This window comes from Gilvimarinus sp. 1_MG-2023 (assembly GCF_030548285.1).
In genome coordinates this window covers 22,052-35,660 of record NZ_JAUOSC010000018.1, presented here as the reverse complement: position 1 = coordinate 35,660, position 13,609 = coordinate 22,052, and the positions used below count along the sequence as shown (strand labels likewise).

Annotated in this window: 14 protein-coding genes; 9 read left to right on the top strand and 5 right to left on the bottom strand. The window is 51.8% G+C overall.

What is annotated here, in order from left to right; all coding sequences use genetic code 11:
• Window positions 1–75 precede the first annotated feature (75 nt).
• Both coq7 and Q4563_RS15005 read right to left on the bottom strand, forming a co-directional pair.
• Window positions 76–720 (bottom strand): 2-polyprenyl-3-methyl-6-methoxy-1,4-benzoquinone monooxygenase, encoded by a 645-nt coding sequence (gene coq7 / locus Q4563_RS15010; RefSeq protein ID WP_215976804.1) that lies wholly within the window; start codon window positions 718–720, stop codon window positions 76–78.
• Window positions 721–782: 62 nt separating this feature from the next.
• Entirely contained in the window at window positions 783–1,520 is a 738-nt protein-coding gene (locus Q4563_RS15005; protein ID WP_303605033.1) for a hypothetical protein, read from the bottom strand.
• Between the two features lie 120 nt (window positions 1,521–1,640).
• On the opposite strand from Q4563_RS15005, the gene Q4563_RS15000 reads away from it, so the two are divergent.
• From Q4563_RS15000 to ylqF, 8 genes are all read left to right on the top strand, one after another.
• The gene (locus Q4563_RS15000; protein ID WP_442903761.1) at window positions 1,641–3,125 is read left to right on the top strand and encodes an AAA family ATPase; all 1,485 of its coding nucleotides are present in this window, start codon (window positions 1,641–1,643) and stop codon (window positions 3,123–3,125) included.
• Entirely contained in the window at window positions 3,125–3,736 is a 612-nt protein-coding gene (locus Q4563_RS14995) for an arylesterase (RefSeq protein ID WP_303605032.1), read from the top strand. Before Q4563_RS15000 ends, Q4563_RS14995 begins: the two co-directional genes overlap by 1 nt.
• Before the next feature lie 95 nt (window positions 3,737–3,831).
• Window positions 3,832–5,334, top strand: coding sequence for an alpha/beta hydrolase (locus Q4563_RS14990; RefSeq protein ID WP_303605031.1), 1,503 nt, complete (start codon window positions 3,832–3,834; stop codon window positions 5,332–5,334).
• Complete coding sequence (locus Q4563_RS14985) at window positions 5,331–6,065, top strand: ABC transporter ATP-binding protein (RefSeq protein ID WP_303605030.1); 735 nt, start codon at window positions 5,331–5,333, stop codon at window positions 6,063–6,065. The genes Q4563_RS14990 and Q4563_RS14985 overlap by 4 nt, the downstream gene beginning before the upstream one ends.
• Window positions 6,055–7,218: an ABC transporter permease gene (locus Q4563_RS14980; RefSeq protein ID WP_303605029.1), complete on the top strand. Its 1,164-nt coding sequence runs from the start codon at window positions 6,055–6,057 to the stop codon at window positions 7,216–7,218. The genes Q4563_RS14985 and Q4563_RS14980 overlap by 11 nt, the downstream gene beginning before the upstream one ends.
• The gene (locus tag Q4563_RS14975) at window positions 7,211–8,008 is read left to right on the top strand and encodes a hypothetical protein (RefSeq protein WP_303605028.1); all 798 of its coding nucleotides are present in this window, start codon (window positions 7,211–7,213) and stop codon (window positions 8,006–8,008) included. Before Q4563_RS14980 ends, Q4563_RS14975 begins: the two co-directional genes overlap by 8 nt.
• Window positions 8,005–8,220, top strand: coding sequence for an RNA-binding S4 domain-containing protein (locus Q4563_RS14970; RefSeq protein ID WP_303605027.1), 216 nt, complete (start codon window positions 8,005–8,007; stop codon window positions 8,218–8,220). Before Q4563_RS14975 ends, Q4563_RS14970 begins: the two co-directional genes overlap by 4 nt.
• Before the next feature lie 3 nt (window positions 8,221–8,223).
• Window positions 8,224–9,156, top strand: coding sequence for a ribosome biogenesis GTPase YlqF (gene ylqF, locus Q4563_RS14965; RefSeq protein ID WP_215976812.1), 933 nt, complete (start codon window positions 8,224–8,226; stop codon window positions 9,154–9,156).
• A gap of 218 nt (window positions 9,157–9,374) precedes the next feature.
• On the opposite strand, the gene Q4563_RS14960 is transcribed toward ylqF, so the two are convergent.
• Genes Q4563_RS14960 through Q4563_RS14950 form a run of 3 tightly spaced genes read right to left on the bottom strand, consistent with a single transcriptional unit; the run spans window position 9,375 to window position 12,931 of the window.
• Window positions 9,375–11,708, bottom strand: coding sequence for a PqiB family protein (locus Q4563_RS14960; protein ID WP_303605026.1), 2,334 nt, complete (start codon window positions 11,706–11,708; stop codon window positions 9,375–9,377).
• A complete protein-coding gene (locus tag Q4563_RS14955) occupies window positions 11,689–12,315 on the bottom strand; it encodes a paraquat-inducible protein A (protein ID WP_215976814.1) in 627 nt (208 codons plus the stop codon). The genes Q4563_RS14960 and Q4563_RS14955 overlap by 20 nt, the downstream gene beginning before the upstream one ends.
• Window positions 12,302–12,931: a paraquat-inducible protein A gene (locus Q4563_RS14950; protein ID WP_303605025.1), complete on the bottom strand. Its 630-nt coding sequence runs from the start codon at window positions 12,929–12,931 to the stop codon at window positions 12,302–12,304. Before Q4563_RS14950 ends, Q4563_RS14955 begins: the two co-directional genes overlap by 14 nt.
• A gap of 161 nt (window positions 12,932–13,092) precedes the next feature.
• Between Q4563_RS14950 and Q4563_RS14945 the strand changes: the two genes are divergently transcribed.
• Complete coding sequence (locus tag Q4563_RS14945) at window positions 13,093–13,602, top strand: hypothetical protein (protein ID WP_215976816.1); 510 nt, start codon at window positions 13,093–13,095, stop codon at window positions 13,600–13,602.
• The last annotated feature ends 7 nt before the right edge of the window (window positions 13,603–13,609 follow it).

The following is a 13,609-nucleotide window of genomic DNA, read 5'->3' as shown; positions in this document are numbered from 1 at the left end:
TCCAGCGTCCAGCGTCCAGCGTCCAGCGTCCAGCGTCCAGCGTCCAGCGTCCAGCGTCCAGCGTCCAGCGTCCAGCTATAGGTAATAACTCGCCACGGTCATGGCTTTAGAGGTTAGAGTCATGGCGGCTTTAACGGGGGCCGGAAAGCGTACGCCGCCGGCCTCTATCGCTAAATGGGCGTGGCGGGCTTCGTCCTCTAGCATTTGCTCGACAATAATGCGTGATTTGCTGTCGGTGTCGGGCAGTTGCGACAGATGTGCCTCTAGGTGCTTGCACACTTGATCCTCAGTGGCGGCGACAAAGCCTAGGCTTATGCGGTCGCTGATTAAGCCGGCGGTAGCCCCTATAGCAAAAGATGCGCTATACCAAAGAGGGTTGAGATAGCTGGTACGGCTTTCTAGCTCGCCCAGTCTTTTTTGACACCAGTGTAAGTGGTCTTCCTCTTCGCTGGCAGCCTCGCGCATTTGGTCTCGCACTTCGGGTAGTTTTGCGGTTAGTGCTTGCCCTTCATAAAGCCCCTGTGCGCAAACTTCTCCGGTGTGGTTTACGCGCATAAGTCCAGCGCTGCGGCGCTTCTCCTGCTGACTTAGGTCGTTTTCGGGTTGAATGTCGGCCGGTGAGGGGCGCCGGTGCTCAGTACGCCCGCCGGCCATTGCTTTAAGTGCATTATCGGCTTTGATAACGAGTTGATCGAGTAGAGAGAAGTTGGACGAGTGCATGGGGCCTCCAGAAGTCTGTTGCTATTATACATGGCCCGCCAGACACGAGATAGAAAGCGTCACTATTGCGGGTTTATTACACCGTGCTTATCGATGACCTCTTGCAGACTTTTTGTGAAATCAGGCAGCAGAGCGCGGTAGCGATTGCTTAGAATGGGCTTTGCGTCGAGGTCACCAAGGTTGCCGTTATGGAAAATTTTTGAACCTAAGTCACTTTTTTGAATGACTGCGTTATAGAGCATTTCAACACCAAGGCAATGGGTGATGCGTTTATGTAAAAGCATGCGAAGGGCGGTTGCGTAGTCGGGCACTTGAGTGAACTTGGGGTGATGGTTCGGGTAGCGCGTTTTAATTTTTTCGACCCAGTGGCGCGATGAGTAACTCCCCTCAACATAGCATACCGAGTGTTCCGGTTGGCTGAGTTGATCCACTGTCAGGTTTTTTTTCGATAAGCTCCAAATCGCCATGCGAGAGTGGCCAATGGTTACCTCAATCGGTGTCACTAATGTGAGCTCTGTAGGCTTTAGCGCCTCTACTATTCGTGCGCAGTCACCGTGACTGGCTCCGCTCATTGTTTCAGCCAAAGAGCGTCGAGTGGGGCGATGAATCATCTCAAATTCATAGCCCATATGGGTAAAAGCTTCGCGATAGTAATTGACGAGTTGGCTGTACTCGGGAATGTTGGGTGGCAATGGGCAGGTAAAGCGAATCACGCTCCCTGACGCCGGCAGGCTTTCCTGAGCCAAGGCGGGGAGTGCACAAAGTAAAAGCAGCAGACTTCTGGTGATATTGGTTATCACATTTTTCCCTTTAGGTCTGGTGAGACTCCATTGTATATTGCCCGCTGACCAAAACCAAGATCGGTTGCGTGCAGAGTGTAACACTGGCAGGATTGTCCCATACAACACAGGAAGCCCACCGTGCAAGATACGCAAAATATCAATCAAATTATGGACGCCAGCATCCCGTTGGTGGTGATGGAAACCTTCGAAGAAAAAAAGGCGGAGGATATGCTCTTGGGGGTTGCCAGGCAGCGTTTTGCTAAGCTAGCCCGCTGGAGCATTACCGATGGCCTATCCACCTTAACTTTCGGCCCACAATTGGTGGCAAAAGAAACCAAATTCAATGAGCCTGTCGAGCTATTGCGCCATATAAAGGCGAGTAACGAACCCAGTATCTATTTGTTGTGTGATTTTCACCCTTATTTGCAAGAGCAGCCCGAGGTTGTTCGCTTAATTAAAGACATTGCTCTAAATCATTTAACGGTACCCAATACGTTAATATTTATTAGCCACCGCTTGAGCCTACCCAAAGAGCTAACACGTTACGCGACCGGTTTTTCTATGCCATTGCCTACCGATGAGCGTATTTTGGATATTATTCGAGAAGAGGCCAAGGCCTGGTCACAAAAGCACGGCGATACCCGCATTAAAACCGACAATGTCACCCTACAAAAAACGGTGGCTACCCTGCAAGGGTTGTCAAGCAGTGATGTGCGCCGTTTAGTTCGCTCCGCCATTTGGGATGACGGCGCACTGTCGGCCGAGGATTTACCACGTGTTAATCGCAGTAAATTCCAGTTAATGGATTTGGAAGGTATTGTCAGTTTTGAAAGCGAAGTGGACAATTTTGCCAATGTCGGCGGGCTGCATAATATGAAGCAGTGGTTGAGCCAGCGTCGCGAGGCTTTTGTCGACCATGCCAGTACCCTCGATCGCCCCAAAGGTATTTTGCTGCTGGGTGTGCAGGGCGGTGGTAAGTCGCTGGCCGCCAAAGCCGTTGCGGGTATGTGGGGCTTAGCATTGCTCAAATTGGACATGGGCGCTCTGTACAATAAATACATTGGCGAAACCGAGCGCAATCTGCGCGAGGCCCTTCAGCTGGCCGATGCCATGTCGCCCTGTGTGTTGTGGCTGGATGAAATAGAAAAGGCCATGAGCCAAGGCGGTGGGTCCGACAACGGCACATCGCAGCGTTTGCTGGGCACTTTGCTGACCTGGATGGCCGAGCGCCCCAGCCGAGTATTTATCGTCGCCACCAGTAACGATATTAGTAAGCTTCCCCCCGAGTTAATTCGTAAAGGCCGGCTGGATGAAATCTTTTTTGTCGATTTACCCAACGAAGAAGTGCGCCGGGAGATTTTCGAAATTCACCTGAAGAAACGCGATTTGTCGCCAGAGCAGTACGACCTGGCAGCGCTCAGCGCGGCCAGTCAAGGGTTTAACGGTGCGGAAATTGAGCAGGCCGTGGTAGGCGCGGTGTATCAGGCGCAAAATGGTGCTCACCGCCTCACTACTGAGCTTTTATTACAGCAGTGCACGGCCACCAGCCCCTTGTCGGTGGTTATGGCCGAGCAAATCGCCAGTCTGCGCCACTGGGCGCAAGACCGAACGGTGCCCGCATAATGTCGCTGTCACTATTGCGCTCGGCTGTACTGTGTTTATGTTTTCTTATGGTCGCCTGCAGCGACAGCCCCCCGCTGGCGCCATTGCCGCAGGGCGCTACAATTTTGGCTTTTGGTGACAGCTTAACCCGCGGCACTGGCGCGCCACCAGAGCAAAGTTATCCGGCACACTTGGCTCGTTTAACTGGCTTTGAAGTGATTAATGCCGGTGTGCCGGGCGAAGTGTCGGCGGAAGGCTTAGCTCGGCTCCCGGAGGTTTTGCAGCAAGCGCAGCCCGACTTAATTGTATTGTGTCACGGCGGTAACGATATTTTGCGCAGCCTGGACAAAGCCACCATGCTCAATAACCTGCAGGCGATGATCGACATCGCGCGCGACAGTTATATCCCTGTGGTGCTGGTGGCGGTGCCCAAGCGCTCACTGTTATTGCGCGCCGAGCCGGTGTACCAGCAGCTAGCCGATATCAACTCGCTGCCTTTGCAGGCAAGTGTCGTGGCCGATGTGTTGGGCGACAGTGAGCTGCGTTCCGATCGTGTTCACCCCAATGGCGCGGGGTATCAAATTATTGCCGAGGCGGTGTATCAATTGCTACAAGATTCCGGTGCCATTTGATTGAGCACTACCCTTAAGCCTCAAGCCCAATCGGTACTCTTAGCGTTATTGACAGTAATCGCGATGGTCCACAGCCTTTAGCAAGGAGATGTGAATTGCTTAGAACAAAACGGTTTTATCACCGATTGGCTTGGTTATTACTGGCTGCGATGTGCAGCGCCTGTTGGAAAAATCAGCCGCAAAGTCCCGATGCCGATGCTTTACTTACTCAGTGTGAGCGCGATTTGGACGCTCCGCCGCCGGCGGTCAATGGCGCGCAGTGTGGTTCACTCACAGTGCCGGTAGATGCCGGCAACCCGGCATTGGGCGAGATTGAGGTCTATCTCAAACGCTGGCCCGCCATCAGCGCCGTGAAAGACGCCGACCCGGTATTTGTGATTGCCGGGGGCCCCGGTCAGTCGGCAACTTATGTCTCCGACAGTTTATCCCAAGCGTTTTTTAACCTGCGCAAAAAACGGGATATTATTTTTGTCGATCAGCGGGGCACAGGTGACAGTGCTCCCATGCATTGCGACGATTATTCGCAAGACCCACTAACTGTACTGCACCAAGACCGACAGGCACAATTGCTGGATGACTTGCGCCAGTGTGCGCAAACTCACCAGACTCTTGCCCCTTATGTGACAACCCCTTATGCGGTAGCCGATTTAGAAGCCGTGCGCCAGGCATTGGGTTACGATCGTATCAACCTGTGGGGCGGCTCCTATGGGACGCGAGTGGCTCTGGAGTACGCCAGACGCCACCGGCAAGTTGTGCGCTCGGTGGTACTGGATGGGGCTGCGCCGGTTGCCATCGCTCTGCCGTTTACCATGGGGGAAAGTGCCGGGCAGGCCTTGCAGGCTGTAGCAGGGCAATGCATGGACAGCGAAGCGTGCTTTTCTCGCTACGGCAACCCGGTTCATAACGCCGAGGCTATTGCCCGCCAGTTGTCGGTGGCCCCTGTGACCGTTGATATCGCCCACCCGTTAACCGGCTTGCCGCAAACGGTGGTGCTGGATGCGGATAAATTCGCCGCCTTAATTCGCATGGCTCTCTACGACCGACTGGCGAGCAAGGTACTACCGCATTTACTGGCCAGTGCTGCCGAGAACGATTTCCGGTTGCTGGCAAAGGTGGTTAGCCAGCTGTTATCCAGCGGCGACTTCTCACAATTAGCGATGGGAATGCATTTTAGTGTGATCTGCACTGAAGACGCTCAATACCCGCATCCGTCCGAGCCCAAGGCTTTTTTGCAAGTAGATTTATCCGAATTAATGCTGCAAGTATGCGAGTTTTGGCCCAAAGGTCAATTGCCGGCTGATTACTATCAGTCGTTCGAGGCCGATGTGCCAGCGTTAATATTATCCGGTCAGCGCGACCCGGTAACGCCACCGGCCTGGGGACAGTCAGTAGCAGATCAGCTGAGCCAATCCACTCATATTATCGCTCCGGGTGGTCATCACGGGGTGACCTCACAGGGTTGTGGCAGCCAATTGGTGACACAGTTTATTCGCAACCTGACACTGACCGAAAAAGAGCAAGCCTGCGCCGAGAACATTCAGCCGTTTGCGCCTTATTTGAGTGCTGAAAAATCGCAAGAAGCAGGAGAGACGCCGTGATTGAAATTGAACAAGTGAGTAAATCCTTTGGTCGGGTTCAGGCGTTAAACAATGTCAGTATGACTATTGGCGACGGCGAAATTGTGGGTTTGTTGGGGCTGAACGGTGCGGGCAAAACCACATTAATGCGTATGATTTATGGTTTGATTGCTCCCAGCAGTGGCCATATCCGGGTGGATGGGGTCGATGCGACTATGGAGGCCGAAAAAGTTCGGCAAAAACTCGGTGTGCTGCCGGACGGGGCAGGTTTATACAAACGCTTAACCGCGCGCGAAAACATAGCCTACTTTGCCCGTTTACAAGGCATGAGTGAAAACGACATCCGCCAATCGTCTGATCGGCTTATCGAGATACTGCGCATGGAAAATATTGCCGATCGGTACAGCGATGGCTTTTCATTGGGGGAGCGTATGAAAACGGCGCTGGCTCGCGCCATTATTCATCACCCGCAGCATGTGTTGTTGGATGAACCCACCAACGGCCTGGACGTTATTACCACCCGAGCGGTTAGGGCGTTGCTGCGACAATTAAAGAGCGAAGGTCGCTCGGTGCTTTTCTCCAGTCACTTAATGTATGAAGTGGAAAATTTATGTGATCGGGTGTTGATCATTGCCGGCGGTCAGCTAGTTGCCGGTGGCCGCATAGAAGATGTTTTACAAGCTGCGGGTTGTAGCAGCTTAGAAGAAGCTTTTGTGACCCTATCGCAAGGGGAGGCAGAGCATGTTTTTTAAACAGCTGAACGCGGTTTGGAATAAAGAGTTGCGCGATGCCCTGCGCGATAAACGCGCCATGAAAGTCGCCTTTTTACCGCCGATCTACATGGTGGTGTTTTTTGCTCTGGGTATAGGGCTTGCCATTCACTTTCAAAACAATGAAGAGCAAGACACACAACTGCACGTTGCCGGTCAGGATGCAGCACTAACCGCCTGGCTGACAGAAAAAAACATCCACTTAAAGCCGTCGCCGGACGATCCATACGCCGCGGTCGAACAAGGCGAGGTGGACTACGTATTGGTGCTGGAGCGCGAGGAGGCAACGCCGGGCAGTAAAGAGCCGCGCTCGGCCACCTTGGTTTACAACGCCTCCAACCAGCGTGTGCATGGCCCGGTAGGGCAGGTGCGCCAATTGTTGTATCAATACAGCAGTATGGAGGCGGGTATTAATATACTGGCGCGGGGCCTTAGCCCCAAACTGATTAACCCAATTCGTGTGCGTGAAGCCAATGTCGCCAGCGAACAACAAATGGGCGGATTAATTTTGGGGGGCGTGCCCTTGTTATTGTTAATGTGCGCCATGATGGGCAGCGTGGGTTTTTCCGCGGATATGACCGCCGGTGAGCGCGAGCGTCAATCACTGGAGCCACTGCTAATTAATCCTGTGCCATCACTGACCTTAATGCTGGGTAAATGGCTGGCGGCTGTAGCATTAACATTGGCGGTAGTGCTCCTGTGTTTGCTGCTAATGAGTATTGCCTTATATTTTTTACCCTTCGATAAAATGGGTTTGCGCGTTTCGGTGAGTGCGGGGGCAATGTTGGGAATTTTTGTGTCTTTAATCCCTATTGCTGCAATTGCCGCCTCACTGCAGCTGTTGCTGGGTATTTTTTCGCGCTCGTTTAAAGACGCGCAAACTTACATGAGCATATTAATCGTATTGCCGATGGTGCCGTTTTTTCTGGTTATTACCAACCCGGGTATTTATCAGCCCTGGCACCTGTGGGTGCCGATGTTGGGCCACCAAACGGTATTGCGTGAGCTATTATTAGGGCAGGGGGTAACGCCCATAGCTTTTGTGGCTTTTATCCTAAGTGCGCTGCCAGTCACCTTGTTGGGGCTTTGGTTGGCGGCTAAACAAATGCGGCGGGCAAAGGTGATTTATGGATAAGCGATTGGCCCGGTTGGGCGGGACTTTAATAGCGTTGTGTGCATTTTTATCGGGTTGTTACCATTTACAATCTGCTGATGCACCTATGGATGTACTTTATTACCCTCACCATAACGGCTATCAGGCAAGTGAGGAACTGCCCCTAGTACGCAGTTCGGACCTGCTGATTTTACTGCCCGGTATGGGCAATAGAATCGACAGCTTTGAGCAAGCGGGCGTACTTGAGCAGTTGGCCCAAGCCCAGATTCCGGTCGATGCGGTAATGGTCGATGCCCATTTTGCCTACTACCGGGCGCGCAACTTTCTACCGCGATTGCAGCAAGACGTTTTGCTGCCGGCCCGGGAAGCGGGCTATCAGCGGGTGCATTTAGCCGGAATATCACTGGGGGGATTTGGCAGTCTGTTATACTGGCAGTACAACCTTGATCAACCCACAGAGGGTTTGCCCGTGGCCAGTGCTATGCTGCTAACCCCTTATTTGGGGGAGCCTGAATACTACGCGCACCGGTTAAACCCGCAGTTGTCACCCCAGCTTGTGTCGGAGGATAAAAATATCTGGCTGTGGCTGGAGCAATTGCCACCCGAACAACGACAGCACTGGTATCTAGGGCTGGCAGAGCAAGACGAATTTTATCAGGCCAATCGCACCTTCGCGGACCTATTGCCGGAAGACCAAGTGTTTACCACCCCAGGTGGTCACACCTGGGACTCCTGGCGCGATTTATGGCCGCGAGTATTGGCACAATTTAAACGCGACTTTTTTCAGTCGCCTACAGAAGAGTCACCATGACAGAAGAATTTTCCCTGGACGGCACCGAGTTTATTACCCTTAACAATCTTTTAAAGGTTGAAGGCTGGGTAGAAAGCGGCGCCGTCGCCAAGCAAGTTATCGACGCCGGAATGGTAAGCGTGGACGGCGCCATAGAAACCCGCAAGCGCTGCAAGCTAACTCCCGGCCGCCAAGTAACCTTTAATGACAATACCATTGTTGTTGTGGAGTAACGAATGACCTTGCAGTGGTATCCCGGGCATATGCACAAAGCGCAAAAAGAAATGCGCGAGGTGTTGCCATCGGTTGATTTGGTGATTGAGGTACTCGATGCACGCATTCCTTTTAGCAGTGAAAATCCTTTAATTGCCAGTATTCGCGGGGAAAAACCCGTGGTGAAAGTACTGACCAAATCCGATTTGGCCGATCCAGATAATATTGCGCTCTGGCAATCCTATCTGGACGCTCAAAGACAGACCAAAACCCTTGCCGTCAGCACGCAAGAGCCTGCTAGAATTCACACTTTGCCTGAATTGTGTCGCAAGCTCACACCGGAAAAAACACGCGGCCTAAAAAAACTAAAAGCGATGATTGTCGGTATTCCTAATGTGGGTAAATCGACTCTAATCAACACTTTAGCGGGTAGGGCCGTGGCCAAAACCGGTAATGAACCCGCCGTTACCAAACGTCAGCAAACCATTCATATCGAAGACGACTTCGTTTTGCTCGACACCCCCGGCATTCTCTGGCCCAAACAAGAAGTTAAAAATTGCAGTTACCGCTTAGCCTTTACCGGGGCGATTAAAGATACTGCGCTTGATTATCTAGATGTCGCTCTATTTGGCGCTGAGCATTTGCTAGCCCACTACCCAGAACGGCTAAAAGAGCGCTACCAAATCGAGCAGTTGCCCGAAACCGATGTGGAAGTGCTGGAGCTAATCGCTGCCCGCCGCGGTTGTCTAAGGGCCGGAGGGCGAGCTGATTTAAACAAGGTGGCCCCAATTTTTGTCAACGATTTTCGCTCCGGCACTTTGGGTCGTATCAGCCTAGAGCTGCCCGATGTAGTGGAAAAAGAAGTAGCCGAGGCTAAACTACTGGCCGAACAAAAAGCTGAGCGCCAGGCGCAAATTAAGGCCGAGCGGCGCAAGCGGCGGCGTAAGAACAGCTAATAATTGCCGCCGGGGCAGTAGTTTTTTAAATCTACGATCGTGCGATCTCCAGCCATCAAGATTAGCGTATATTTAATCGAGGCGTTTTAGCTGAGATGCAAGCGCTTAGGTGCTGGGCTCGTTGCTGAATGTTCGGGTTAGGTTATAAAGTGGCGATGCTGCCAGTGCAGTGGGCGCCGGCAGTTTCGTAATCCAATAACCAGATGGCAATCAGTGTTTTATTGATTTGCATGCATAGTAGTTTCGCGCAGCGGTATCTCTGGTTGCCATTGTTGCCAGCTATCCAAGGGAGCATCGTGCAGGGTAAATGTCGCACCGTCACTGACAGTTTCGCCGGGCAGGTCGGGGGTGGCGAGAGCGATACCGCCAGCCAGTAAGCTTTGGGCGGAGCCGGTGCGCAACTTAGCTCCCGAGAGCCAACCAAAATCAAAAGCAATACCGGTCGCGTTCCAGAACACACTGTTGGATTTCACCAGTGGGGCGTAGTAGGGGTCAATATGAACATAAATATTGACGTGTCGAGCGTGTGTGTCCAATTCAAAGCCGGTGACCTGGCCGATAGGTATTTCCCGATAAAACACCGAGCGGCCCTTTTTGATGGAGGCCAGAGATGGGGCTTTTAAGGTGAGGGTGAGCCCGCTATTACTTAAGTAATCCTCCGGCGGAGCATTCATCCCGGTAAATGAATAGCCAAGCTCTGTGCTGTTGCCGGGTTCAAAGGTAATGTACTCGCCAAAAATTAACGTACCCAAGTTGGCGATTTTTTCTAGACTGATGTTAGGTTTTACTCGCCAGAATTGGCTGTCTTGCACAATGAGCTCGCGCGCCTCGGGGTTGATGCTGACCTGTGCAGTTACACCGTCCTCGGGGTGATTAAGTTGTATGTCTTCTATTTTTCCGACTGTTACTCCTAAATATTTTAGCGCTGCCCCGGCTTTTAAGCCCTCGCCATTGGCAAAGTGAATATCAATTGTCGGGCCTCGATCTAAGGCCTCTTTACGCGAGCCTAACAATGTAAACCGGGTATTGGCTTTTACTGGGTCGGCCTGAGTCGCCCTGTTGGGTAAATAGAGGTTAATACCGCCGCTGACAATACTGGCAAGGGAGTCAACGTTAAGTTCCACGCCTTGCAAACTGGCCGAGACATCTAAACCGCTGCTTTGATAAAACCGCGCATCAAAAGTAATCAAGGCTTGGTGTTTGGGATGTATTAATACATCAATGGCGATGTTGTCTTGTTGCTTTTCGAGGGTGTAATCCACCACTTTACCAATGGCGATGCCGCGATAATAAATTTTACTGTTGCGGGTTAAGCCATCGAGCTTTTTGGCGGTGAGCGTGAGGTAGAGGCCGTCTTCGTCGCGCTTGGGAGCGGGTGCTTCTTTTAAGGCGACAAAAGCGCGTTTGTCAGAATCTGTACTGCCAGAAAAATCCATTTCGATATGCGAGCCGGTCAGCAGGGTTGAAAGTCCCGAGATTTGCGACAGGGAAATCTCGGGGGTGGCTAGCCAGAATTGCGTGCTGTCATTGAGCAGTATAGGGGCCAGCGGGTTAATACTCGCCGTCGCTGTTATCGCCGAGTAGTCGGGTTTCATATCGAGCTTGATAAGTTTGCCTGCGGTCAGCCCTTTGTAGCGAATTTCGGTATGGTTGGCTTTTATTCCCTCGGCGGTTTTAAATTCAATTTCAATTTCAATGCCGGTATTGGCTTCGGCGTAACTGGGGTAGATAGTAAACGCATCGTCGTTTTGCGCAGGCTGACCGGGGGCAGTGCCAGGTGGTGTATCGAAAGATAATCCTCCCAGAATGATGGACGCTAATGAGTCTGTTTTGAGTTCTATGCTGTTTAAATCACCGGATACAGTAACGCCACTGCTGTTCCAAAAACGGCTATTTTCGTTCACTAAATCGACATATTCCGCATCGATATGGGCTTTAAAGATGACTTTGTTGCGGTTATCACTTAGTTGGTAGTCGACGATTTCTCCCACGCGAAGCTTGCGGTAGTGAATAGGTGAGCCCGAGTGCAGCGAGCCCACGTCAGAGGCGAGCAATTGAATTTCTAAATCGCCACGGGCAGGTTTGGGCGGTGGCGGCTGGTCCAGTGCTTTAAACACGTGTTTGGTTTTTTGGCTGCTGCCTGGGCGTATCGCAATGTAATTACCTGAAACTAACGTATCCAGGCCTTGTACCCCGGCCAAAGATAGCTCGGGTTTTACCAGCCAAAATTGAGTGTCTTGTTTCAAGGCAGATTCGGCCTGCCGACTGAGAGTGATGTGGGCGGCAACGCTTTGTAAATCCGGCTGAACGACCAGTTCGTTAACGGTGCCGACTTTAATGCCTTTGTAACGCACCTCAGTGGTTCCCGCTACCACCCCTTCGCCGGTGGCGAAAGTCACAACGATACTGACACCTACCTCATTCAGGTGCTTGTAAGCTAGCCAGCCCCCCAGTAAAACGGCCAGTAACGGCAGCAGCCAGACGGCGGAAATGCCCCGGCGCTGGGTAGTTTCGGCGGCGGGTATCGCCTTGTCAAAGGTCGGTTCGTTCATGCTCTAGATCCTGTAGATCCCATATTAGGCGAGGGTCAAAGCTCTCGGCTGCAAACAGTGTCAGTATTACCACAGCGGCAAACGCTGTGGCACCAATATTCGCTTCTATGCTCGCCAGTTGGCCAAAACTGACCAGAGAGGCCAGTATGGATATCACAAATAAATCCAGCATGGACCAGCGGCCAATAAAGTCGATAAAACGGTACATGCGCATGGCTTGCTGACGCTTAATGGGTTTGCCACGTTGCACGATAATCAGCAGCACTGCAATACCCAGAAGTTTAAATAAAGGCACGGCAATACTGGCCACAAAAACCACAATGGCGATGGGCAACATGTCGTTTTGGGCCAAATCGATCACACCCGACATAATTGTGCTGGTAAAGCTCTTATCGATGCTTTGCACATTCATAATGGGGTAGAGGTTGGCGGGCACAAATCCAATGGCCGCGGAAATCGTAAACGCCCAGCTGCGCGAGATGGCGCGTGGCGTTCTAAAGTGTAGCGGGGTATGGCAGCGCGGGCAGGCGTAAGCGCCTTCGCTCGGTCGCGAAGCAAGTTTACCGCAAACACGGCAGTGGGCTAATTGAGCATTAATGGCGAGCATTGCGCTGCCTCTCTACGGCATCCCAGCACGCCTCGCTGTTAAACAGCAAGGTCGCAGCGGTGGTAAGAACGAGCATGGCAATCAAACAAAAAAAGCCAGTGGAGAGCTCAAACTTACCCATATCTTGCAGCTTAACCAGAGATACGATCATGGACAGCAAATACACATCGAGCATAGCCCAATTAGTGGTGTAGTGTAATAGTTTGAGTAAACGCGCGGTTGTCTCGTTAACACGGCGCAAGATCCAGCTCAGGGAAATCAAAAATATACACATTAAAACCAGTAGGGGCGCTATGACAGTGCAGAGCAAAATCATGCATCCTACCCACCAAAAACCTGAATTAAACAGAGTTAATGCACCTTCAAATAAGGTATAGCTGGCGGGTCGGCCCAGCAAAGTAAAAGCAATTTGCGGATAGAGGTGCGCCGGAATAGCGATGATAAGTGCCGTTAACGACACCGCAATACTGGACTGGGCTGAATAATAACGGCTCGCGCTATCGCGATGACCACAGCGTGGGCAGCGAGCTTCGTTGGACTTGGTGGGAGCGGGGCGCTGAATCAGCAAGTCGCACTCTTGGCAAGCAGTCGTTGTGGCGCTGGGGGCTTTTCCCATAGGAAGATGATTAATCCTTATTGAAGCGACAAAATACTTGGTTCTCTTGCAAAACTCAAATGTCCAATTCACAGTCAAGTACGTTTATCGGCTGAAATCGGTTCAGTTTGAATTCAGCCAAATGGTGATAGTCTAGGAGTTAGTTGGAACAGGAGTCGAATATGAACGCAACTAAAGGCTTTATTTTATGTATAGCACTGGCGGGGCTCGTAGGCTGTAATGAGTCACACCGCAGCGCGAGCATAACTGCGCCACCACCATTACAAACACTGGACTCTTTCGTGTTAGTTGATTCCTTCGGGGTGGATAGTGAGGTATCGAGCCATACACCGCTTGAAATTGACCCCTATTATTACGATGGTGTTTTTGAAATCTATTGGGGGGTAGAGCGGGGCAGCCAATACGACTTTTACCTCAGTGTTGGCCCCACAGCCAATATTAACGATAGCCTCACTGTATACTCAGAGTCCTGCGGTCCGGGTCAATATTGCGGCTTTACCGGTGGCGCCATCTGTCAGTACAGTGCCGATTTCACATTGGGGTGTGCCGATCAACCGGCGGTGGATATCTACGATATTTTTGTTGAGGTTCCGCAAGCCATGTATCTGTTTGCCGAGGCCTGTGACCGTGACGGGTGCAGCTTTCGCCGCTTACCCGTCACGATGTTTTAAAAATGAT